General features: G+C 61.5%; 20 protein-coding genes. 17 read left to right on the forward strand and 3 right to left on the reverse strand.

All coding sequences use genetic code 11. The features are described from left to right. Positions 1-373 precede the first annotated feature (373 nt). Positions 374-1234 carry a hydroxymethylpyrimidine/phosphomethylpyrimidine kinase gene (locus BMW76_RS29155; protein WP_090871567.1) on the reverse strand — a complete coding sequence of 287 codons (861 nt, stop codon included), beginning with the start codon at positions 1232-1234 and terminating at the stop codon, positions 374-376. 258 nt (positions 1235-1492) lie between these two features. Between BMW76_RS29155 and BMW76_RS29160 the strand changes: the two genes are divergently transcribed. From BMW76_RS29160 to BMW76_RS29200, 8 genes are all read left to right on the forward strand, one after another. Then, positions 1493-1663 (forward strand): rubredoxin, encoded by a 171-nt coding sequence (locus BMW76_RS29160; protein WP_004186709.1) that lies wholly within the window; start codon positions 1493-1495, stop codon positions 1661-1663. A gap of 435 nt (positions 1664-2098) precedes the next feature. Beyond that, positions 2099-3535, forward strand: coding sequence for a hypothetical protein (locus BMW76_RS29165; protein ID WP_090871569.1), 1437 nt, complete (start codon positions 2099-2101; stop codon positions 3533-3535). A 240-nt stretch (positions 3536-3775) separates the two neighbouring features. Next, positions 3776-4351 (forward strand): YqgE/AlgH family protein, encoded by a 576-nt coding sequence (locus BMW76_RS29170; protein ID WP_090871571.1) that lies wholly within the window; start codon positions 3776-3778, stop codon positions 4349-4351. Continuing rightward, complete coding sequence (ruvX, locus tag BMW76_RS29175) at positions 4348-4788, forward strand: Holliday junction resolvase RuvX (protein WP_090871573.1); 441 nt, start codon at positions 4348-4350, stop codon at positions 4786-4788. Before BMW76_RS29170 ends, ruvX begins: the two co-directional genes overlap by 4 nt. Next, a complete protein-coding gene (pyrR, locus tag BMW76_RS29180) occupies positions 4775-5287 on the forward strand; it encodes a bifunctional pyr operon transcriptional regulator/uracil phosphoribosyltransferase PyrR (RefSeq protein ID WP_090871575.1) in 513 nt (170 codons plus the stop codon). The genes ruvX and pyrR overlap by 14 nt, the downstream gene beginning before the upstream one ends. A 195-nt stretch (positions 5288-5482) precedes the next feature. Beyond that, positions 5483-6517: an aspartate carbamoyltransferase catalytic subunit gene (locus BMW76_RS29190; RefSeq protein ID WP_090871579.1), complete on the forward strand. Its 1035-nt coding sequence runs from the start codon at positions 5483-5485 to the stop codon at positions 6515-6517. A 54-nt stretch (positions 6518-6571) separates the two neighbouring features. Beyond that, the gene (locus BMW76_RS29195; RefSeq protein WP_090871581.1) at positions 6572-7849 is read left to right on the forward strand and encodes a dihydroorotase; all 1278 of its coding nucleotides are present in this window, start codon (positions 6572-6574) and stop codon (positions 7847-7849) included. Positions 7850-7922: 73 nt separating this feature from the next. Next, positions 7923-8777, forward strand: a complete 855-nt coding sequence (locus BMW76_RS29200) for a lysophospholipid acyltransferase family protein (protein WP_090871583.1) — start codon at positions 7923-7925, stop codon at positions 8775-8777. A gap of 59 nt (positions 8778-8836) precedes the next feature. Here BMW76_RS29200 and BMW76_RS29205 read toward each other — a convergent pair whose 3' ends face one another. Then, entirely contained in the window at positions 8837-9685 is an 849-nt protein-coding gene (locus BMW76_RS29205; protein ID WP_090871585.1) for a symmetrical bis(5'-nucleosyl)-tetraphosphatase, read from the reverse strand. A gap of 346 nt (positions 9686-10031) precedes the next feature. Here BMW76_RS29205 and BMW76_RS29210 point away from each other — a divergent pair, with 346 nt between their 5' ends. The 6 genes from BMW76_RS29210 (at position 10032) to BMW76_RS29235 (ending at position 15430) form a co-directional block, all read left to right on the forward strand. After that, on the forward strand, positions 10032-10934 hold the full coding sequence (locus tag BMW76_RS29210) for an NAD-dependent epimerase/dehydratase family protein (protein WP_090871587.1): 903 nt from the start codon (positions 10032-10034) through the stop codon (positions 10932-10934). Positions 10935-11127: 193 nt separating this feature from the next. Next, positions 11128-12189 (forward strand): dTDP-glucose 4,6-dehydratase, encoded by a 1062-nt coding sequence (gene rfbB / locus BMW76_RS29215; protein ID WP_090871589.1) that lies wholly within the window; start codon positions 11128-11130, stop codon positions 12187-12189. Between the two features lie 10 nt (positions 12190-12199). After that, positions 12200-13093: a glucose-1-phosphate thymidylyltransferase RfbA gene (gene rfbA / locus BMW76_RS29220; protein ID WP_090871591.1), complete on the forward strand. Its 894-nt coding sequence runs from the start codon at positions 12200-12202 to the stop codon at positions 13091-13093. Further along, positions 13078-13629 (forward strand): dTDP-4-dehydrorhamnose 3,5-epimerase, encoded by a 552-nt coding sequence (gene rfbC / locus BMW76_RS29225; protein WP_090871593.1) that lies wholly within the window; start codon positions 13078-13080, stop codon positions 13627-13629. The genes rfbA and rfbC overlap by 16 nt, the downstream gene beginning before the upstream one ends. Before the next feature lie 11 nt (positions 13630-13640). After that, complete coding sequence (gene rfbD / locus BMW76_RS29230; protein WP_090871595.1) at positions 13641-14540, forward strand: dTDP-4-dehydrorhamnose reductase; 900 nt, start codon at positions 13641-13643, stop codon at positions 14538-14540. After that, positions 14522-15430 (forward strand): glycosyltransferase family 2 protein, encoded by a 909-nt coding sequence (locus BMW76_RS29235; RefSeq protein ID WP_090871597.1) that lies wholly within the window; start codon positions 14522-14524, stop codon positions 15428-15430. Before rfbD ends, BMW76_RS29235 begins: the two co-directional genes overlap by 19 nt. Positions 15431-15485: 55 nt before the next feature. Here BMW76_RS29235 and BMW76_RS29240 read toward each other — a convergent pair whose 3' ends face one another. Continuing rightward, positions 15486-17381 carry a glycosyltransferase family 2 protein gene (locus tag BMW76_RS29240; protein WP_245763427.1) on the reverse strand — a complete coding sequence of 632 codons (1896 nt, stop codon included), beginning with the start codon at positions 17379-17381 and terminating at the stop codon, positions 15486-15488. Between the two features lie 278 nt (positions 17382-17659). On the opposite strand from BMW76_RS29240, the gene BMW76_RS29245 reads away from it, so the two are divergent. The 3 genes from BMW76_RS29245 (at position 17660) to BMW76_RS29255 (ending at position 23218) form a co-directional block, all read left to right on the forward strand. After that, positions 17660-18685, forward strand: a complete 1026-nt coding sequence (locus tag BMW76_RS29245; RefSeq protein ID WP_245763422.1) for an ABC transporter permease — start codon at positions 17660-17662, stop codon at positions 18683-18685. A gap of 78 nt (positions 18686-18763) precedes the next feature. After that, a complete protein-coding gene (locus BMW76_RS29250; RefSeq protein WP_322789312.1) occupies positions 18764-19426 on the forward strand; it encodes an ABC transporter ATP-binding protein in 663 nt (220 codons plus the stop codon). Between the two features lie 90 nt (positions 19427-19516). Beyond that, complete coding sequence (locus BMW76_RS29255) at positions 19517-23218, forward strand: rhamnan synthesis F family protein (protein ID WP_090871603.1); 3702 nt, start codon at positions 19517-19519, stop codon at positions 23216-23218. Positions 23219-23223: the final 5 nt, after the last annotated feature.

Genomic DNA, 23223 nt, shown 5'->3' on the forward strand with positions numbered 1-23223 from the left:
GCGAGCGTTGCGATCGCCCGTTCCGCGGTCAAAGGTCTGAGACGGCCTCGGTTCAACGATGCGGGCGTCGCCAGGACAAACATTTTCCAATTAGCTATTTTCCTTTTTCGACCGAACAGATAGGCAGGCTTGCCGTTGCACTGCTCGAACGGGCGCTTGGGTGCGAGTCGCACCGTGGTGGGGCAAGCGAACATTAGCAGCGGGAGAATTCGGCTTACAGTTCGTCAACTCTAATCCATCAGATTTAACGCTACTGTAACATTTGATTACCGAAGTAATAGCCGGTTTGCCAATTCGTCCTTGACCGTTGGGCTGGTAGGGTGCTGTGAATCGCCCTGTGCACTGTGCGAGCAGAAGGCCTAACCCTGACAGGTCAGTGCCGCGCCTCGCCGGGCGGCGGTTCCTTGCCTCCGGCAAGCGGCACGTCTTCATCGCTGCTGCGTGCCCAGAAGAAGCGGTCCGGCAGGTAAGCGCCCATGCCCGGACGAAACGCGGCCTGCGTCGCTTGGAACAGATACTCCTGTGCTTCGCGCACGGCTTCAGCGGGCTCCTGACCGTTCGCCAGCAGCGCGGCGATTGCTGCGCCGAGCGTATCGGTGATGCCCATGACGCGCTGCTGGGCGCGATCCCACATGTCCTGCCGTATCTGGCCGTCGTCGCTGAATAGCGTGTTGACGAGCCGGTGCGTGCCCGTTTCCGTCGACAGAATGTATTCGCACCCCTGCGACAGCAGATGCGAGATCGCGGCATCGAGCGCCGGCGCTTCGGCGTCGCCGTCCGGTTGCGCGAGCGCGAGCAGTGCGGCGGTGTCGGCGACGAGCAGCGTCGTCTGTGGCGCGAGCAGATCGGCGATCGCCTCACGCAGTTCGTCGGCGGCGAGCACGTGTTCGTCGTCGAGCGTGAAGTCGGGGGCGAGGATCAGCGGGATGTCGTCGTAATCGGCGACCACTTCGGCGATTGCGCTGACCACTTCCGCGCGCGTCGCCGCACCGACCTTGAACGCGGCGATGGGCATGTCTTCCAGCAGCATCCGCGCCTGGGTCGCGACGACTTCCGGGTCGAGCCCGGTCACTTCGTCGCAGTTCGCCGAGTCGCGCACCGTGTAGCCGGTCAGCACGGACACGCCGTGGCAGCCCATGCTGGCAAGCGTCATCAGGTCGGCTTGCAGCCCGGCGCCGCCCGTCGGATCGGAGAGGCCGAAGGTGAGAACGATGGGAGGGGTGTCGCTGGCCATGAAATCTTAGATGAGTCGATAAGCGGGACGTTCGTGGGTCGTGACGCGCGAGGCGCCAATGGGGCCCGCAGACGGCTCAATTATGCGGCTTTATATCGGCATCCGGCATTTTTTCGCATCAGTCGGCCCGTCCCATCATCGATAAAGCGGCCACAGGCCGCGCCGAGCCGCTCGGGCCCCGCATCCGCTAGGCATGGGGGCGCCAACACGGTACCATCATGGCTCCCGTTTCCACGGACTTTTCGACGCGACTCAAGAATGGAATATAAGAGCTGGATGTGCCTGATCTGCGGCTGGATCTACGACGAAGAAGCCGGTCTGCCAGAGGAAGGAATCGCGCCGGGCACGCGCTGGGAAGATGTCCCTATCAACTGGACCTGCCCCGAGTGTGGCGCGCGCAAGGAAGACTTCGAGATGGTCCAGATCTGAGCGACCCATCGTTCGGCGACGGGCGGCGTCTGTTTGCCCGTCGTTTGAAGCGAAGCGCCGTAAGGCTCGAATAGCATGTTTTCGCGCGGGATGGAACATCCGCGCACACGCGGTGTCGCAGGTAACGCTTCACCGGGCTTTCATTGCGCTTTATGGCGCGCTATTGCGCCTGATTGCGGTTTTGATCCAGCAGGTGCTGTCTCGTCAGCGTCGGCGTTTGCCGACGATCGCCGACGTGTGCGACGGGCGCGCTTTTCGTCTCACGTAGCCGTTGCCGAAGCCGGTCGTATCGCGTCTTCAGGTCGTCAAAAGACGCGGCGCCGGTTCCGACCCGACGTCCGATGGCCCTGCGGTTGCTTCACTTTCGCCACTGCGGCAGTTCGGCGGCGCCATGCCGGTGTCCGCCTGACATGCCGGCGTTCCTGCAGCCTGCTCATGACTCCTCGATCCGCATCGCCCGATACGCTCGACGCTTTACCGAACCCCCGCGGCGGCGCCGTCCGTCCGGCGGAACAGGCCATTGCCGACGCCCTCGACGCCTTCGACGAGCGCCGCGACATGACCGCGCAACTGCTCGTCGCAGTGCGCGCGCTGCGCGAGGCGGGTTGGGTGGCCGCGCAACGTTTCACCGACGCACTCCTGCTGGTGTCGCCGATGGCCGTCAGCGGTCTCGCCGACGAGGCACCCGCGCGCGCCACGTTCGGCGCGGCGTTGCAGGCGTTTCACGCGGCACTGGAGCGGCGCAATCTGCGCGAGCTGAACTGCTCGCCCTTGTTGTTCTCGCACTACCAGGCACTCAGCACGCATATCGCGCAGCACACGCCCGGTTACAGCGTGACATTCGAAGACGTCGCGCTGGCCGGTCGGCCGATTCCGCCCGTCGCGCTGCGCTCGCAGTCTGCCGCACGTCTCGCGCATGCGCGGGCACGCTATGAGCGGGCGCTGCTGCCCGTGCTGCGCTCGAAGGGCAATGTCGGCACAAGCGCCGCGGTGGCGGGTGCCGTCAACGCCGCGCTCGGCGATCTCGATGCATGTCTCACGGAATTGGCGGGCCCTGACCCGTACGACTTCTGGCGTCTCGCGTCCGCGTGCGCCCGCGCGCTGCGTACACGCGGCCTGTCCATCGAAGACGCCGAAACGCGGCGTTTCTATGCGCGCTGCAATCTGGCGCTCGCGGACGAGGCGCACGGCATTCCCCTCGCGCCGCGCTCGCTCGTGCGCGCAACGCTCGCGCTTCTGTGGCGCGACTACGCGCTTTTCGGCGCGGCGGCCGAAGACACCGAACATGTCGAACTGCTGCGCGACTATGGCCTGACGGTGGACTGGCATATCGCGGGCACGCAGGCATCTGAGGCGTTGTGGGAGGCGGGCGCGCACCAGGCCGAGGCATGGGCTGCGCACGTCGCGATGACGCGCGAGCTGGGCGTGCTGACAGTCAATGCCAACGCCTACGAGGACTTCCTGCAGACGGCCGATGGCGCGATCGTTGCGCTGACCGACCATGCGCGTGCCGCGGACAATCCACAGAAGGCCGACCCCAGCGCCGCGCTGCAGGCGGGCGATGCCGCGTACCGGTTGGGCGCGGCGGCGTCTGCGCTCGGACTGGGCCAGGTGGCGCTGCTTGCCGATGCGCTCGGGCTTGCGTGGCGTCGTCGCGCGCACGCCGGCGTGTCGACGCCCGCGGTTCGCGCACACGTCGTCGTCGATGCGCCCGGCGCGCCTTCGCTCGAAGCCGCCGCCGAGGCACTGCGCGCGATGTTGCACAAGGTGGCGGCCGGTGTCGCGCCGCAGTCCGCGACGACCGCTCTCGCGGCGCTCACGCACGCGATCGAACAGGCGGCGCGTAGCGGGTCAAGGGCTCGCGCGGGTTGAAACGGGACGGTCAATTGTCCTATGCCATCCGCCGTTCGATAGCGCACGTTTCCTCTTGCCCGGCAAGGGCGAAGCGCGTGATAGAGTGCAGTTTCATGAACTGCGGTTTTTGCCGGCCGCGCACCGATGCACACAGGTTGCGCACAGGCTGCAAGCGTGGCGCGCGGTACGATCCGGCAGGCCTCCGTGTATGGGGCCAGAGGCCCGCAGTTGCGCACCGTCTTTGCTAAAATTCGACCTATGCCCAAGAGTAACGATCGCATCAATCTGACCAACCAGTTCCTGATCGCCATGCCGAACATGGCGGACCCCACGTTTTCAGGAACGGTGGTCTACCTTTGCGATCACACCGAACGTGGCGCACTTGGCCTCGTCATCAACAGGCCAACCGACATCGACCTGCAGGCGCTCTTCAGTCGCATCGATCTCAAGCTCGAAATCGAACCTCTGCTGCATGTCCCTGTGTACTTTGGCGGCCCGGTGCAAACCGAACGCGGCTTCGTGCTGCATGACGCAACGGAAAGCACGTATACGTCGTCGATGCAGGTGCCGGGCGGGCTGGAAATGACCACGTCGAAAGACGTGCTGGAAGCCGTCGCGACTGGCAAGGGCCCGCAGCGCTTCCTGCTGACGCTCGGTCATGCCGGTTGGGGCGCGGGCCAACTCGAAGAGGAAATTTCGAAGAACGGCTGGCTCACCGTTCAGGCCGACCCGAAGATCGTTTTCGACGTGCCAGCTGAAGACCGCTTCGAAGCTGCGCTCGCACTTCTCGGCATTTCGTCGTCGATGCTCTCCGGCGAAGCGGGCCACGCATGAGCGATATAGCCGGACGTGAAGCGACGCTGCTTGCGTTCGACTATGGCGAAAAACGCATCGGCGTCGCCGTCGGCAATTCACTGACGCGCAGCGCTCGGCCCCTCGTCGTTCTGCCAAACCGCAATCGCGAATACCGTTTCGAAGCCGTCGGCAAACTGATCGACGAATGGAAGCCTGATGCGCTCGTCGTCGGGCTGCCGATGCATCCCGACGGCACTGCACATGAGCGAACGCAGCTTGCCAAACGCTTCGGCAATCAGCTGAACGGGCGCTTCAATCTCCCCGTCTCGTGGGTCGACGAGCGCTATTCGTCCGTCGAAGCAGAGGCGGGCATCCGCAGCGGGTCGAGACAGGCCGGCATGCTCGACGCCGAAGCCGCGTGCATCATTCTTCAGCAATATCTGGACGGACTTTCCGACGATCATGAGTTCCATTGACGCCGAGGCGCTTTATCGCGCCGTGCTCGAACAGATTCGCGCCGCATACGGCGACACGCTCGGTGGTCCTGACGGCGCGGTGCTCGCCGGCATCTACAGCGGGGGCGCGTGGCTCGCCGAGCGGCTCGCCAAAGACCTGAACGTCGCGACGTTCGGCGTCGTCAACGTCGCGCTGCATCGCGACGACTACGCGAAGAAAGGTCTGCACACGCAGGCGAGCCCGACGTCGTTGCCGTTCGAGGTCGACAACCGCCGCATCGTGCTCGTCGACGATGTGCTGTACACGGGCCGCACCGTGCGTGCCGCATTGAACGAACTCTACGACTACGGGCGCCCCGCATCCGTCGAACTTGCCGTGCTCGCGGACCGTGGCGGCCGCGAGTTGCCGGTCGCCGCGCGCTTCGTCGGCGGCACGGTCGAAGTGCCGGCCAATGCAACGCTCGTGCTCGCGCGCGATGGCGAACGCTTCACGTTTCACACCGAGCCGCGCGCGGATTGAACGCACTCACGCAAGTAGGACGGCAACATTCGCAGCAGGGCATCGAAAGTGTGGCGCACAACACGCATATCGCATGCGAGCAACACGCGTCCGGTTCGGAAACGATTCATGTCTCGCAGCATCATCCGAAAAGCGGCACGGCAAAGTATCACCGCCAGGCATCACCTGCAGTCCCAAGTCTGATTCAGGAAGACCATGAATACGCCTAACCCGGTTTCCCAAGGTTCCACCGACAACGCCGCCGCGCCAGCGGACCGTTTTCGCTACGGTTTCCTGAAGGGCAATCCGCAGCTCACGAAGAACGGCGAGCTGAAGCATCTGCTGACGATCGAAGGCCTGCCGCGCGCGATTGTCAGTCACATTCTCGATACTGCCGAGCAGTTCGTCAGCGTGACCGACCGCGAAGTGAAGAAGGTGCCGTTGTTGCGCGGCAAGTCGGTGTTCAACCTGTTCTTCGAAAACTCGACGCGCACGCGCACCACGTTCGAGATCGCCGCGAAGCGGCTGTCGGCGGACGTGATCAATCTGAACATCAACGCTTCGTCGACGAGCAAGGGCGAGTCGCTGCTCGACACGATCAACAACCTGTCGGCGATGCATGCCGACATGTTCGTCGTGCGCCATGCGTCGAGCGGCGCTCCGTATCTGATCGCCGAGCACTGCGCGCCGCACGTGCACGTGATCAACGCTGGCGACGGCAGGCACGCGCATCCGACGCAAGGTCTGCTCGACATGTACACGATCCGCCATTACAAGCGCGACTTCACGAATCTGCGCGTGGCGATCGTCGGCGACATTCTGCATTCGCGCGTCGCGCGCTCCGACATTCACGCGCTGACCACGCTCGGCGTGCCGGAAGTGCGCGCGATCGGCCCGCGCACGCTGTTGCCGGGCGGTCTCGAGCAGATGGGCGTGCGCGTGTTCCACAACCTCGACGAAGGGCTGAAAGACGTCGACGTGATCATCATGCTGCGTCTGCAGAACGAGCGGATGAGCGGCGCGCTGCTGCCGTCGGCGCAGGAATACTTCAAGAGCTGGGGGCTGACGCCCGAGCGTCTCGCGCTCGCGAAGCCCGATGCGATCGTGATGCACCCGGGCCCGATGAACCGCGGCGTCGAAATCGATTCGCAGGTCGCGGACGGGCCGCAATCGGTGATCCTCAATCAGGTGACGTTCGGCATCGCGGTGCGCATGGCTGTGATGGGCATCGTCGCGGGCAACAACGACTGATCCGCAGGCGGTTCACACAACCACATCAGGCACAGGCAGGTAAAAAGGCAGGGCATGAAGATCCATATTCAAGGCGGCGCGCTGATCGATCCGGTCGCGGGCACCGAGCGGCAACAGGACGTATTCATCGCGGCGGGCAGGATCGTCGCGCTCGGCAGCGCGCCTGCCGATTTCAACGCGGCAAAGACGATCGACGCGAAGGGCCTGTATGTGGCGCCCGGTTTCGTCGATTTGTCCGCACGGCTGCGCGAGCCCGGCTACGAGCACAAGGCGACGCTCGAATCGGAAATGGCCGCGGCGCTCGCGGGCGGCGTGACGACCCTCGTGTGTCCGCCCGACACCGATCCCGTGCTCGACGAGCCGGGCCTCGTCGAGATGCTCAAGTTCCGCGCGCGCAATCTGAACCGCGCGCATGTGTATCCGCTGGGCGCGCTGACGGTCGGCCTCAAGGGGCAGGTGATCACCGAGATGGTCGAGCTGACGGAAGCGGGCTGCGTCGGCTTCTCGCAGGCCGATACGCCAATCGTCGATACGCAGATACTGCTGCGCGCGCTGCAGTACGCGAACACGTACGGCTATACCGTGTGGCTGCGTCCGCAGGATGCGTATCTCGCGAAGGGCGGCGTCGCGGCAAGCGGACCGCTCGCGTCGCGCCTCGGTCTGTCGGGCGTGCCCGTATCGGCGGAAACGATCGCGCTGCATACGATTTGCGAACTCGTCCGCGTGACGGGCGCACGCGTGCATCTGTCGCACGTGTCGTCGGGCGCGGGCGTCGCGCTCGTGCGCGCGGCGAAGGCAGAAGGCTTGCCCGTCACCTGCGACGTCACGATCAATCACGTGCATCTGATCGACATCGACATTGGCTATTTCGATTCGCAATTCCGGCTCGATCCGCCGCTGCGCTCGCAACGCGACCGCGAGGCGATTCGCGCGGGCCTGCTCGACGGCACGATCGACGCGATCTGTTCGGACCACACGCCCGTCGACGACGACGAAAAGCTGCTGCCGTTCGCCGAGGCGACGCCGGGCGCGACAGGGCTCGAGCTGCTCCTGTCGCTGACGGTCAAGTGGGCGGACGAGGCGCGCATTCCGCTCGCGAAGGCGCTGAACCGCGTCACGGCCGCGCCCGCCGACGTGCTGAAGCTGCCCGCTGGCCGCATCGACGTGGGCGCAACCGCCGACCTGTGCGTGTTCGACCGCGGCGCGCATTGGCGCGTCGAGCCTCGCGCGCTTAAGAGCCAGGGGCACAACACGCCGTTTCTCGGCTACGAGCTACCTGCGCGCGTGCGTGCAACGGTTGTCGGCGGGCAGGTTGCGTTCGAGCAGCGCTGAAAAAAGCCGGACATCGGCAGAAACGCGGCAAAGAAGCTCAAATGAATCGGAAGGTAAGCGGAAGACTCCAACCATGAAGCTCGCATTTCGCAAGGTTCGGCTGGTCGTGCATCTGCTGTGCGGCATGTGGACCGTCTGGACGCGTTTTCCTCGTGCGACTGCGCAGCAGCGTCTGGAAATGAATCGCGCCTGGTCGCTGCGCATGCTGCAGTTGTGCGGCATGCGTCTCGTCGTGCACAACGATGGCGTGCGGCTCGATGAAGGCGTGCTGGTCGTCGCGAATCACATTTCGTGGATCGACATCTACGTGATCAACGCGTGGAGGCCGACGCCGTTCGTGTCGAAGGCGGAGATACGCAAGTGGCCGATCGTCGGCTGGTGCGCGCAGCAACTGGGCACGGTGTTCATTCAGCGCGAGAAGCGCAGCGACGCGAAGCGCATCATGCACGAACTCGCCAACCGGCTGAACGCGGGCGAGCTGATGTGCGTGTTTCCGGAAGGCACGACGTCCGACGGCACTCAGCTGCTGCCGTTTCACGCGAACATGTTTCAGGCGCCCGTATCGGCGTCGCGCCCCGTGCAGCCGCTCTGCCTGATGTATGAAGATGCGCAAGGCCGGCAATCGACGGCGCCTGCGTATATCGGCGAGATGTCGCTTGGCGAATCGCTCGATGCGTTGTTGCGCGGCGGCCCGCTGAGCGCGCATGTGTATGTCGGCGCGCCGCTCGCGCCGGGTGACGACCGGCGGTTGCTGGCGGGCGAGGCGCAGGCTTCCGTGCAAGCGGCGCTCGTCGTGTTGCAAGACCCGGAGGCGCGCCGCTCCGGACGGATCGCCGACCGGACGCAGGCGTTCATCGACGCCAGTGCGACCAGCACGACAGAACCGTTGGACGGCGGTTCGGACGTCGATCTGACGCGCCACGCGTAACGATCGGGGCTCCGATCACGCGCCGATCAGGTACCAATCAGGTACCAACCACGCGCCGATCAACCGGCGTCGGCGCGGCAGCCATCGCATTCCACCTGCGCGACCGTGCGCTCGGCGGGCGACTGCGCCAGTCGGACGGCGGTCAGCTGTGCGCCCCACACGCAGCCCGAATCGAGTCCGATCAGGTTGTCACGGATCATCAGTCCGAGCGCGGCCCAGTGTCCGCAGACGATTGTGATGTTTTCCGTCTTGCGCCCCGGCACGTCGAACCACGGCATGAAGCCTTTCGGCGCCGAGTCGATGCCGCCGCTCGACGAAAAATCCATCGCGCCGTCGGCATTGCAGAAGCGCATGCGTGTGAGCGCGGTGCAGGTCAGACGCAGGCGGTCGATGCCTTTTAGGCTCGGTTTCCATTGGTTCGGCTCGTTGCCGTACAGGCCCGCGAGCGTCTCTTTCCAGCCCGGCGCGCGCAGCGCGCGTTGCAGTTCGTCGGCGAGTTCCAGCGTCAGATCGACGTCCCATTGCGGCAGCACGCCCGCATGCACGAGCAGCATGCCGTTCTCGTAGTGCGCGAGCGGGCGGTGGCGAATCCAGTGCAGCAGATCTTCGGCGTCGGGCGCGGCAAGGATTTCGTCGATCGTGTCGCCTTTCTTCGATTTGCGGATGCCCGCCGACACCGACAGCAGATGCAGGTCGTGATTGCCCAGCACGGGAACCGCCCGATCGCCGAGCGCGATGATGTCGCGCAGCGTGGCGAGCGATTCGCGGCCCCGATTGATCAGGTCGCCCGCGAACCACAGCTGCGCATCGGCGGGGGGCGCGGCCTTGGTCAGAAGTTGCTGGAACTGGGTGCGGCAGCCCTGCAGATCGCCGAAAGCGACGGGAGGGGAGCTGGTGGAAACGGTCATCGGGAGAATGGGTGGTTCCAAAGGACGCGCGGCGGCAGTGTCGTGACGCGATGGATGCCTGCTCGATAGGTGAACCGGTACGCTGCCGCCGACCTGTGCTGCACAACGCGACATGATAGCGCGCTCGTGACGCCGTCGTTGAGCGCGCTTGCGCCCCAATGCCCCGGCATCCCGCCGACGGGGACGAGCGCGGAAATATTTTTTGACTTTTCCTGAATTTTTGAGGATTTTCTGGCCGCCAAACTCGCTTTTAAGCGCCTTGGGAATGAAGTGGGTCGATTTATTCGTCCGATATAATCGTCCGGCTGTCTGCACGGCGAGCATCTCAGAGCATGGGAGGAAGGGTTTGCGGCATCCGTCTGAGCCAGTCATCCATCGCGTGCTTCTTACGGGGGCGAGCGGTTTCACTGGTGCTTACGTTCGTGAGGAACTGGCCGATGCGGGCTACGAGGTCATCGGCACGACGGCGGGCGCACCGGAGCCCGGCGAGCGCAAACTCGACATCACATCGCTGCCCGACTGCCGACGCCTGATCGGCGAACTCAAGCCCGCATTCATCGTGCATTTGGCGGCGATCAGCTTCGTCGCGCACGACGACCCGTTGGATCTGTACAACGTGAACGTGATCGGCACGACGAACCTGCTGCAGGCGTGCGTCGACGTCGGCCACGAGCCGCGCAAGATCCTGATCGCGAGCAGCGCGAACGTGTATGGCAACGCGGAGGGCGTCGTCGACGAAGCGACCGCGCCCGCGCCCGTCAACCATTACGCGGCGAGCAAGCTGGCGATGGAGCATCTGGTGCGGACATGGTTCGATCGCCTGCCCATCGTTGTCACGCGGCCCTTCAATTACACGGGGCGCGGGCAATCGGAGCGTTTCCTGGTTCCCAAAATCGTTTCCCATTTCGTCCGGCGGCGGCCCTTTATAGAGCTGGGAAATCTCGACGTCGCGCGCGATTTTTCCGACGTGCGGATGGTATCGACCGCCTATCGGGCGCTGCTGGAATCGCCTGTTGCGGGCGAAACGCTCAACGTTTGCAGCGGCACGCCGCGCACGTTGACGGACATCGTCGACATCGTGCGGGAAGCGACGGGGCACGATCTCGAAGTCCGCGTCAATCCAGCGTTCGTCCGTCAAAACGAGGTCAAGGTGCTGGTGGGTTCGGCGGAACGGCTGAACCGCGTGGTGCCGGAGATGCCCGCCATCGGGCTCGAAGACACCATCGACTGGATGCTTGCTCTGACCTGACTTACAAAACGTCTCAGTTTGTTAGCGCACTGGTGTTTCTCATTGACACCTTTATAATTGCCGGTTACAAACCGCGCGCTTCGCGGGGTCGGTCAACTTTGCCGGAGTTCGGGCCACTCGGGTAAAGGCTGCCGGGTTTTCACAGCGGCGGCTAGCCGGCCACTCGGTCGAGAAAATTTCTAGAAGGAATCCCATGATCCTGGTAACGGGCGGTGCCGGCTTTATCGGCGCCAATTTCGTGCTTGAATGGTTGAACGCCTCCGACGAGCCAGTCCTCAATCTGGACAAGCTCACTTATGCCGGTAATCTGGGCACCCTGAAATCGCAGCGGGACAATCCCCGTCATGTGTTCGTGCGCGCCGACATCTGCGACCGCGCGACGCTCGACGCACTCTTCGCCGAGTACAAGCCGCGCGCGGTGCTGCATTTTGCAGCCGAGAGCCATGTCGACCGCTCGATCCACGGGCCGGCGGACTTCGTGCAGACCAACGTCGTCGGCACGTTCACGCTGCTCGAAGCCGCCCGCGCGTACTGGAGCGCACTGAACGATGCGGACAAGTCGGCTTTCCGCTTCCTGCATGTGTCGACGGACGAAGTTTTCGGTTCGCTGTCCGCAACTGACCCGCAGTTTTCCGAAACCACTCCCTATGCGCCGAACAGCCCTTATTCGGCGACCAAGGCTGGTTCCGACCATCTCGTCCGCGCCTATCACCACACGTATGGCCTGCCTGTACTGACGACGAACTGCTCGAACAACTACGGCCCGTACCAGTTCCCCGAAAAACTGATTCCGCTGATGATCGCCAACGCGCTCGGCGGCAAGCCGCTGCCCGTCTACGGCGACGGTCAGAATGTGCGCGACTGGTTGTACGTTGGCGATCACTGCAGCGCGATCCGCGAAGTGCTCGCGCGCGGCGTGCCGGGCGAGACGTATAACATCGGCGGCTGGAACGAGAAGAAGAACCTCGAAGTCGTCCATACGCTGTGCGACCTGCTCGACCAGAAGCGTCCGAAGGCGCAGGGCTCGTATCGCGATCAGATCACCTATGTGACGGACCGTCCGGGCCACGATCGCCGCTATGCGATCGATGCGCGCAAGCTCGAGCGGGAGCTCGGCTGGAAGCCGGCTGAAACGTTCGAGACGGGGCTCGCGAAGACCGTCCAGTGGTATCTCGATAACCAGGAATGGGTCGACGAAGTCGCTTCGGGCGAGTACCGCAAGTGGGTCGAAACCAACTACGCGCAACGCGCGTAAGGGTGGCACGATGGCACGCAAAGGCATCATTCTCGCGGGCGGATCGGGCACGCGGCTGTATCCGATTACCCATGTCGTGTCGAAGCAACTGCTTCCCGTGTACGACAAGCCGATGATCTATTACCCGCTGTCGACGCTGATGGTCGCGGGCATTCGCGACGTGCTGATCATCTCGACGCCGCAAGACACGCCGCGCTTTGAGGCGATGCTCGGTGACGGCAGCCAGTGGGGCATGAATATCCAGTACGCGGTGCAGCCGTCACCGGACGGTCTCGCTCAGGCGTTCATCATCGGCCGTGAATTCGTGGGCAACGATCCGTCGGCGCTGATTCTGGGCGACAACATCTTCTACGGTCACGATCTTGCGAAACAGCTGGAGCGTGCGAACGCGCGCACCGATGGAGCCACGGTGTTTGCGTACCACGTGCACGATCCCGAGCGCTATGGCGTGGTCGAATTCGACAGGGAATTCCGGGCGCTGTCGATCGAAGAAAAGCCTGCAAAGCCTCGTTCGAATTACGCGGTCACGGGACTGTACTTTTACGACAACAAAGTCTGTGATATCGCCGCCGATATCAAGCCTTCCGCGCGCGGCGAACTGGAAATCACGGACGTCAATTCGCGCTACCTCGAGCAGAAGAAGCTCGACGTCGAGATCATGGGGCGCGGGTATGCGTGGCTCGACACCGGTACGCACGATTCGCTGATCGAGGCGGCGACGTTCATCGCGACGCTGCAGAAGCGGCAGGGATTGGTTGTCGCGTGTCCGGAGGAAATCGCTTACCGGCGCAAGTGGATCGACGGCGATCAACTGATCGCGCTCGCAAAGCCGCTGTCAAAGAACGCGTATGGGCAATATCTGCAAAACATTCTTACGGACCGAGTCGCATGGCCATCAGCGTAACCGCAACTGCACTTCCCGAAGTCAAGATTGTCGAGCCGAAGGTGTTCGGCGACGCACGCGGGTTCTTCTATGAGAGCTTCAACGCACGTGAATTCGCCGAATCTGTCGAGCCGGGTATCGAGTTCGTGCAGGACAACCATTCGCGCTCCGTCAAGGGCGTGCTGCGTGGCTTGCACTATCAGATCGAACATGCGCAGGGCAAGCTCGTGCGTGTCGTTGAAGGTGAAGTATTCGATGTGGCCGTCGATATTCGCAAGAGCTCGCCGAACTTCGGTAAGTGGGTTGGCGTGAACTTGTCGGCTGAAAATCACCGGCAGTTGTGGGTGCCGCCTGGATTTGCGCATGGTTTCGTGGTGCTGTCGGAAGCAGCGCAGTTTCTTTATAAGACCACCGATTACTGGTACCAGGCGCACGAGCGCAGCATCGTCTGGAATGATCGCGATATCGGCATCGAATGGCCGATCGATTTCGAACCGGTGCTCGCGGCTAAGGATGCGGCGGGTAAGCGTTTGTCCGAAGCTGAAATTTTTGCGTAACGGAGATGGTTATGAATCCGCGTGCCGTTGAGCGCACCATACTCATAACGGGTGTAAGCGGCCAGGTCGGTTATGAACTCGCGCGCACGTTGCAGGGCTTGGCGCGGGTGGTCGCGGTCGACCGTTCGGTGCTCGATCTGTCGAATCTCGATCAGATTCGCTCGGTCGTGCGCGATACACGTCCCACGCTGATTGTGAATCCCGCGGCTTACACGGCGGTCGACAAGGCGGAAAGCGAAGCAGAACTGGCGATGCGCATAAACGCCGAGGCACCGGGCGTGCTTGCGGAAGAGGCGAAAAGACTGGGCGCGGCGCTTGTTCATTATTCGACTGACTATGTGTTTGATGGCACGAAGGATAGTGCGTACGTCGAAACGGACGCGACCAATCCCCAGAACGAGTACGGCAAGAGCAAGCTTGCGGGTGAGCAGGCTATCCAGGCATCAGGCTGTGCGCATCTGATTCTCCGCACGAGTTGGGTCTATGGAATGCGCGGCAAGAACTTTCTGCTGACCATGCTGCGGCTGGGAGCGGAAAGGCCGGAGCTTAAAATCGTCGCTGACCAGTTTGGCGCGCCGACATGGAGCAACACGATTGCGACGCTAACGGCGCATATCGTTGCGCAGTCGATCGCTTTGGATGATTCGGCGGATTGGTGGCACGGGCGAACGGGCGTTTATCATTTGACGGCTGGCGACTCAACTTCATGGCACGGGTTTGCATCCGCAATCTTCGATCAGGCCCGTCTCGAGAACCCGCCGCGCTTGCTTCCTATCCCCGCTTCTGACTACCCGACGCCAGCAACGCGGCCTGCAAACTCGCGAATGTCCAACGACAAGCTCGCGCAAGTATTCGGGCTGCGTGCGCCTCGCTGGGAAGACGCGTTGCGGCTGTGCATGGAGGCGCGTTGAGCGACACTTCCGTCGCATCGCAAACGGGGTGCGTGGTTGTCTTCTACAGGCCGGATCAGGAGTGTGTCAAACGCGCTAACCGGCTCTCTCGACTGTATTCAGTCATTGTCATCGATAATACTGAAAAGACAGTAACGGCGGAATCACTCGGCTTGACGCCCGCGATCCATTACGTGCCTAACGGCTCCAACCTCGGCATTGCAACAGCGCTGAACCAGGGGATCGAGCAGCTTCTGGCACAAGGCATGACGTGTGCGCTGTTGTTCGATCAGGACAGCGAGCCATCTGATACCCTGCTGAAGGGGCTGCCGGCCCTGATGGCGCGGACAGGCTCCGACCGCCGTGTCGCGCTTATCGGGCCAGCGTACGACGACGCTCGACTAGGTGGCGTCGCCCCGTTCGTACGCTTTCGCTATTTCAAGCTTGAACGAGTTGCGCCTGTGGGCGACAGGCTCATTGACGTCGATTTCCTGATTACCTCGGGCTCCTGCATCAATCTGGGCTGCTGGCACGAAGTCGGACCCATGGACGATTCCCTCTTTATCGATTTCGTCGATCTCGAATGGTGTGTCCGGGCTCGCAACAAGGGTTTCAGAATACTCGGGGTGCCGTGGTTGACGCTGTCACATCAGTTGGGTGGGCCACCCGTCAAGGTGCTCGGCCGGAACTACCCGATGCACAGCGCGGTCCGTCATTACTACCTATTTCGCAATGCGATCGCGCTGATGCTTCGCCCCGATATGCCGCTAACATGGAAGACGACCGAACTGGTGAAGCTGCCAGGTCGTTTGCTGATCTACGCGCTGTTGCCGGCAAGTGGCGGCTCGCATCTGAAGATGGCGATCAAGGGCATTTACCATGCACTCACGAGGCGCATGGGGCGCCTATAGCAATGCCGTTGCGCGGTGTCCATGCGATGCACCGACACCGCGCCCCGACCGATGCCTAATCAAATTGTCCGACGCGGGGCGGATCGGCGAGTGAAAAGGGAGCCATCGACGTATCGAGCGTCAGATTGGGGCTGTACGCTGGATCGTGCGCAATCAGGTCGGGCCAACGCGTCTCCATCCAGCGCACTTCGCGGACGAACCGCTGATACTTGTCGGGATCCATGTCCGACCCACGCGATGCCGATTCGTGGTGGTAGAGCTCCGCATGAGGGGTCCACACATTGCGATATCCCGCCTTGAGCACCTTCGCGCAGAAATCGACGTCGTTGAATGCCACGGCGAGTTCCTCGTCGAGCCCGTCGACCTCCTCGTAGATGGATTTGCGAACGACGAGGCATGCAGCCGTCACTGCCGACAGATTTTGCGTGACAACGGCACGTCCAAAGTAGCCCTGCTGCCAGCGGTGCAGTCCATGGTGCAGGTGTCCCGCGACGCCGCCAAGGCCGAACAAGACGCCGCCGTGCTGAAGCGTTTCGTTCGGATACCATAGCCGCGCGCCGACGGCACCCGTGCCGGGCTGTGCCGCGAGACCGACCAGCTCGTCGAGCCAGTCAGGAGAGATGACTTCGATGTCGTTGTTCAGCAGACAGAGGAATTCCCCCGTTGCGTCAGCGGCCGCACGATTATTGAGTGCGGAAAAATTGAAAGGCGAATCGTCGCGAATAATGCGGACATCAGTACCCGCGATCTGCGAGAAATAGTCTAGCGTCTGCTTTTCCGTGCTTCCGTTATCGACAACGATGATTTCGTAGTTCGTATAGCTTGTTTTCTGTTTGACGCTCGTGATGCACTGCTTAAGCAGTTCGACTCGATCGCGGGTCGGAATGATGATGGACACACGAGGCACGTCGTCCGGCACGGCATACCGCACCCGGATCTGGCCTGCATCGCCGAACGGTTCTTCCACCGAGGCAGCGATTCCGCTACGCGCCAGATGTTCCTCGACTGCACGCACGCGCGCAGTGTGCGCGTAAGGTTTCTCGCTCCCGCTCTGCGCCGTGCTGCCAGGCAAGATGCGCCAGTGGTAAAGGATGTGAGGAATATGGACTACGCAGTCGTGTCCCGCGATCTCGAGACATCGCAAGATAAGATCATGATCCTGGCTGCCTTCGAACCCCCTGCGGAAGCCGCCCGCCTCACGCAGCAACGCCGTCTCATAGACGCCAAGATGAGAGAAGAAGTTTTGGGCGAGAATCAGGTGCGGGTTCCAATCCGGCTTGAAGTAGGGGGCAGTGCGCTGACCTTCGAGCGTCAGCTTGTCCTCGTCGCTGTAGAACAGGCGTCCCTCGGGATGATGGTTGATGTAGCTCGCGACCATGAAGAGGGCGTGCTCGGGCAGGATGTCGTCGTGATCGAGAAGCGCGACATACTCCCCGTCTGCAAGTTCGAGCGCGCTGTTGCTAGCCGCGGAAATGTGGCCATTCTGCTTGCGCACCACGAAGCGGATCCGTGGGTCCGCAGCTGCTGCCTCGGTCAGGACCTGCGCCACGCGCGGGTCGGGAGACGCATCGTCCGCAACGCAAAGCTGCCAGTGTGGATAGAGTTGAGCTCGTACCGATGCGATCATCTCGCGCAGCAGTTTCTCGTCGCTGTTGTAGGTTGGGACCAGCACCGAGATCAGCGGCTTTTTTGGCAGCGCTTCTACGCGCGAACGTAGCTCGGCGCGCTTCGCATCGTCGAGTGTGTCATAGCGGTCGATCCAGGCCTGATAGCGCCGGTTGGACGGCGGCGCATCGGCAAAGCCGCCACCCTGATTGAGACGGCTCAGCCGCCCCGTAACGCCGCGCAAACCTTCGCGGCGAATCAACGCGCAGTAGTATCGCAGCGCGCTCAGAACGCCGCCTCGAACTTCCGACTGACGGCGGAGGGTATGGAGCGCGGCGCGCAGCAAGTGGGTGAAGCGGCCTGCGTGCGCACTTGCGGATCTCAGCGGCGCAGTGATCCGCCAGGAGCTTGACGCTTTCAGTGCCTGAATATCGAGTTGCAGTTTTGCGTTCTGGCGTTTCAACGCTTCAATCTGGGCTGATTGCTTGCGGGCATCTGCCAGTTGGCATTCGAGAGCGGCAATGCGGCGTTGCGCGCTGTCGAGCGCGTCCTTCGGATCCGGTCTAGATTGGTCCAAATCGTCAATCTCGTGTTGTGGGAAGACGGCGAAGACCGTGATGCCCGTTGTTCGGCGACCTGCGCCGTCGTCGGCGCAACTTACCCGTGCCGTTGGAGGACGTCCGTGAAGCCGGTACAATAGTGACGCCGATTTCGGCCCGATTCTCCGTCCCGGGCGGTTTTGCGATTTCGGCTTCGGCGCTTCGCGTAAAAAAGAATATTTTCCCACATTTTCCGACGCTCCCGGCATCACCGGTCACACAGGATTGTCTTATGCAAGCTAGCGTTTCAAGCCCTCGCGGCGAAAGCAGAGCCGCGAAAGCAGCTCGAGACGTCATCGAAGGTGTAACAAATTATCCCGTCTGGGCGACGTTCGCGTGGCAAGACATCCGTCAACGCTACAAGCGCTCGGTCCTTGGCCCGTTCTGGATTACGTTGACGATGCTCGTGACAATCGCCGGTATGGGTCCATTGTATGGCGCGTTGTTCAAGATCGATTTACATACGTTTGTGCCATATCTGGCGCTTGGGATTATCACGTGGGGGCTGCTTTCTTCGCTGATCCTTGATGGGTGCGCATGTTTCAGCGCTGTCGAGACAGTCGTGCGATCCGTGCGGTTGCCCTTAACACTTCACGTGATGCGCGCAATGTGGCGCAACTTCGTCATGTTTGGCCATAACATCCTCGCATATGTGCCGATCATGCTGTTCTTGGGCATTGCGCCGAAATGGACGTGGCTGATGGCCATCCCCGGGGCGCTTCTGGTCCTGCTCGCCGCGTTCCCCGCGTCCATCATTCTCGGCATTTTTTGCACGCGTTTTCGTGATATGCAGCCGATTGTCGGCAGCATTGTGCAGCTCGCATTTTTTCTGACGCCGATTATCTGGAAACCTGAAGCATTGGGGGAGCGCGCCTATCTGGCCTCGTTCAATCCGCTGGCAGTATTCATGGAAATCGTGCGTGGTCCGATCTACGGCACGATTCCTTCGCAGAATATTTATCTGGGTGCGATCGGGATTACCGTCGTCCTGTACCTGATTGCGGCACCGCTCTTCGTGCGCTTTCGCTCCCGCATCGCGTTTTGGATCTGAACGATGGCCTTTCTCACTCTTGACAAGTGCACGCTGCATCTGCCCGTCTACGGTACGGGCAACCGCTCGCTCAAGCAGATGGTGCTGTCCGCTGCCACGGGCGGCCGCATTGCCGCGGGTAGCCGCAACATCACCGTGGTTGAAGCGCTACGCGACATTACTCTCGATATCCGTCCAGGCGATCGTGTCGGCCTCGTCGGCCACAATGGCGCCGGCAAGACGACCCTCTTGAGGTTGCTGGCCGGTATCTATGAACCGACGTTCGGCGCGCTGCGCAGTGAAGGGCGCATCACGAGCCTGCTCGATGTGACGCTCGGACTCGACCACGAAGCAAGCGGATACGACAACATCATGCTGCGCGGTCTCATGCTCGGCGCTTCGAAGGCGCAGATGCGCGAACTGACGCCGTCCATCGCGGAATTTTCGGAACTCGGCGAATACCTGCACATGCCCGTGCGGACCTATTCGAGCGGTATGGTGCTGCGCCTCGCATTTTCCATCGTGACAAGCGTCGAGGCTGACATTTTGTTAATGGACGAATGGCTCAGCGTTGGTGATGCCTCGTTTGTCGCGAAGGCGGAAGAGCGAATGCAGTCGTTTGTCGGTCGCGCCAGCATCATGGTTCTGGCATCTCACAACCCACAGATCATCAGCGATCTTTGCAACGTGAAGCTCACGCTCGAACACGGCACCATCAAGGCGATCGAGCGATCGTCCGGGGTGCCAATGACCGTAGTCTAGACCGTAGTCTAATGAGATGTTGGCACAGGCCAGCAGGTGCCACAAGATGGTTTGCGCCTGGCGTTGTCCGGCGCGTTTCGAGATATCACGATGACAGCACAGTTGCCCCCGACGGGCGAACGTTTTCTTCCGGAATTGATGCCCGGTGAGATTGCCTTGGAGCATCAACATCGCTATCACATCGCGGCCGTGCTGGCACGCGGACTTGATGTGCTCGACGTGGCATCAGGGGAGGGCTACGGTTCGAGTCTACTAGCCGACGTTGCGAAGTCGGTGGTTGGTGTCGATATCGACGAGGACGCAATCGGGTTCGCGTCGCGCAAGTACTGCGCGGCGCCCAATCTGAGGTTCGCCGCGGGAGCTTGCTCTGCATTGCCGCTCCAGGACGCAAGCGTCGATCTCGTCGTCAGCTTCGAGACGATCGAGCACCACGATGAGCATGAAGCCATGCTGGCGGAAATCAAGCGCGTGTTGCGGCCGGGGGGCATGCTGATCATCTCGTCGCCGGACAAACATGAATACTCCGACGCTCCGAATTATCGCAATCCTTACCATGTTGCGGAACTCTACCGGGACGAGTTCGAAGCACTGCTTGGCAGGTGGTTTCGATCGTACCGGCTGTATGGTCAGCGTGTTCGTCATGCATCGACGTTTTTTGCGATAGAGGACCGAGTTAGCAGCGCTGATCGAATTGCCAACTTCGTTGTGGACGATACCGTAGGCACGATTGTACAAAGCGCGAGCGCCATTGCGCCTCGTTACCTTGTCGCGATCGCGTCGGATCATGCGGAACTGCCCGCGCTTGCCGTGGGTACGTTCGCGGATCGACAGGAAGAGCAACGTATCGAGCGGCTTGGCGCTGAACTGCAATCGGCGCAAGAAGAAGCCTCGGCCACACGGCAGCAAATTGCCGATTTGCAAAGTCAAAATCGTGTCCGAACTGAAGAGGTGAGTCATCTTCGGCTGGAGCTTCAGGAGTGGCGCAAACATGCGGATGCGCTTGAGGTTCGTGCCGGCGCACAGGAAGCGGCGCTGCGCCAGATCGGGGAGCGCCACGCGAAGCAACTGATCGAGGCACATGACGGCGGGGTTCAGTTTGCCAAGCAGAAAATGGAAGGCGAGCTAAGCTCGTTACGTAGTGCGCTCAGCGGGGTTCAGTTTGCCAAGCAGAAAATGGAAGGCGAGCTAAGCACGTTACGTAGTGCGCTCGCGCATAGCGATGCGCAGTTTCAAAGCGTTGTTCGTTCGTGGTCCTGGAGAATTACGCGCCCCCTGCGGGTCGGGCGGCGATTGGCGGCAAGGTTCAAGCGACATGCTCTGAATGGCACGGTAGTTCCGACAAGAGCGCAAGTGACATCTGTCGCCGAAGAATTCGACGAAAAGTATTATTTGCGGCGCTATGCCGATGTGGCAAACGCGGGTATCGACCCATACCAGCACTACGCAATGTTTGGGCGACCTGAAGGGCGCTCGGGACGGCCGCCCAAGCTCGTGCTGCGCCAGACCGGCAGTGCAACGCTTGCGACCGCCTCATTCATCCATGACGTTGGGCCAGAAGCGTCGAATAACACGTCCGACGGTGCTAGGCGCGGCGCGGTCCTCGTCGTCAGTCACGAGGCGACGCGCACCGGTGCGCCGATTCTGGCCTGGAACATTTGCCGAGAACTGCGCGAGCATTACGAGGTTGTTGCGCTTCTTCTCGGTAAAGGGCCGCTGCTGAACAACTTTGACGAAGTTTGCGACGCGGTAGCCGGACCCTATACGCCAGCAGATCGTGATCCGATGGCGTTGTCGGGCGTGATTGGCGAGTTGTGCGACCGCTATGATTTCGAGTTTGCTGTGGTCAACAGCATTGCTTCTCGTTCGGTTCTGCAACCCTTGGCCGAACGATACGTGCCGTCGACTCTACTGGTTCACGAGTTCTACAAATTCCATTGTTCGCCGGATGAACTTGTCGACACCTTAGCATGGGCTTGCCAAGTTGTATTTTCCGCGAAGATAGTGCTGGACAGCGCTGATATCGAGCGCACTCATCCGGCTAAAGGGTACGCACATGTGGTGCCGCAAGGGAAATCGCAGATTCCAGGTGACACTAGGGACACCAGGCCAGACGAAACCAAGGGCGTCACCGATCAGGAACCACGCGTCAAGGCGCTTCAGAATAAGATTTTGCGTGGCCGTACAAACAAGCCTTTCATTGTGCTCGGCGCCGGCACCATTGAATACCGCAAGGGCGTCGACCTGTTTGTAGCGACCGCGGCAGAGATCGAGCGCTATGCACCAGATGCCGACATTTTGATGGTCTGGGTAGGGGGCGTCGTAGAAGGGTACAAGCAATACGCCGAGTTCGTCACGACGCAAGTCGAACAGTCCGGACTCGCCGATCGAATCGAATTTGTCGGAGAAACTCCGGACCTCGAAGCGCTGTATCGCTTTGCTGAAGTCTGCTTTGTTCCTTCCCGACTCGATCCGTTGCCCAATATTGCACTCGATGCAATCACCGCGGGCTTACCGGTTCTGTCGTTCGAGAACGCGACGGGCGTCGCGGAGAATTTCAAGGGCGATCCACAACTCGAACAATGCGTGCTGCCCTTTCTCGATGTTCAGGAGGCAGCACGGCGCATCATTGCGCTCTACAACTCGCCAACTGACAGACGACTATTGTCGCAGCGAATGACGGCACTCGCGGCAGACCGTTTCGACATGTCTCGCTATGTCGCGAAGTTGATCGATTTGGCGAAACCGGGTCGGCGCCTTGTTGAACAAGAACGTGCAGACATTCAAACATTACTGAGCGGAAAAGATTTTGCAGAATGGTTTTACCTGCCGTCTGGATCGCTGACGAGTCGGGAAGAGGCAATTCAACAGTACGTCAAGGCCTCGCAAGCCGGTATTTATCTGCGTAAGCCCGCACCGGGGTTTTACCCTAACAAATATACGGAGTGCCATGCCCTGAGCCAGACGCGGGCTGAACCGTTCGCTCACTACATTGCGGCTGGGAGGCCCTCTGGAGCATGGCAGGAAGAACTTCTCGACGTGTCGTTGCCGCAACCGGCGAGTGGCAGCGCGGGGCGGATCGCCGTGCATATTCATGCGTTCTACCCAGACTTGCTAGCGGACATCGTGCGGAGGCTCTCTGCCAATGAACTGGAGGCCGATCTATTCATTAGCGTTCCGTCAGCGGTAATTGGGGCCGAGTGCGAAAACCTGCTGTTCAGCTATAGAGCGGGGACGCGGACAATTCGCGTTGTCCCGAACAGTGGCCGGGACATTGGACCGTTCGTGACTGAATTCGGCAGCGAGTTGCTGCAGTACAATGTCATAGGACATTTCCATACCAAGAAGAGCGTCCACGTAGATCCCAAATCGAACCTCGTGCGCAACTGGGTCAATCATTTGATGGAGACGCTGTTGGGCACCCAGCACCGCGCGGCGGAGGCGATCGTGTCGGCGTTTGCGAATGACCCGAAACTGGGCCTTGTGTTTGCAGACGATCCCCACTTGATCGGCTGGGACAAGAACTTGCCGTTTGCCAAGCCACTTGCTCAAAAGCTCGGACTCGACCGGCTTCCCGAGCAGTTTTTTTCGTTCCCGGTCGGTACGATGTTTTGGGCACGACCCGCCGCGCTCAAAGCTTTGTTCGAGTCGGGACTGCAGTGGGAAGATTACCCCTCCGAGCCGCTTCCTATTGACGGATCCATGCTGCACGCTCTTGAACGCTTGCTGCCCAGTATCGTCCAGCACGCCGGCTATCGTCGAAAGGTGACCTATGCTGCCGGTCTTACTCGCTAAGGAGG

Origin of the sequence: Paraburkholderia diazotrophica, from assembly GCF_900108945.1 — a bacterium.
Classification (GTDB): Bacteria; Pseudomonadota; Gammaproteobacteria; order Burkholderiales; family Burkholderiaceae; genus Paraburkholderia; species Paraburkholderia diazotrophica.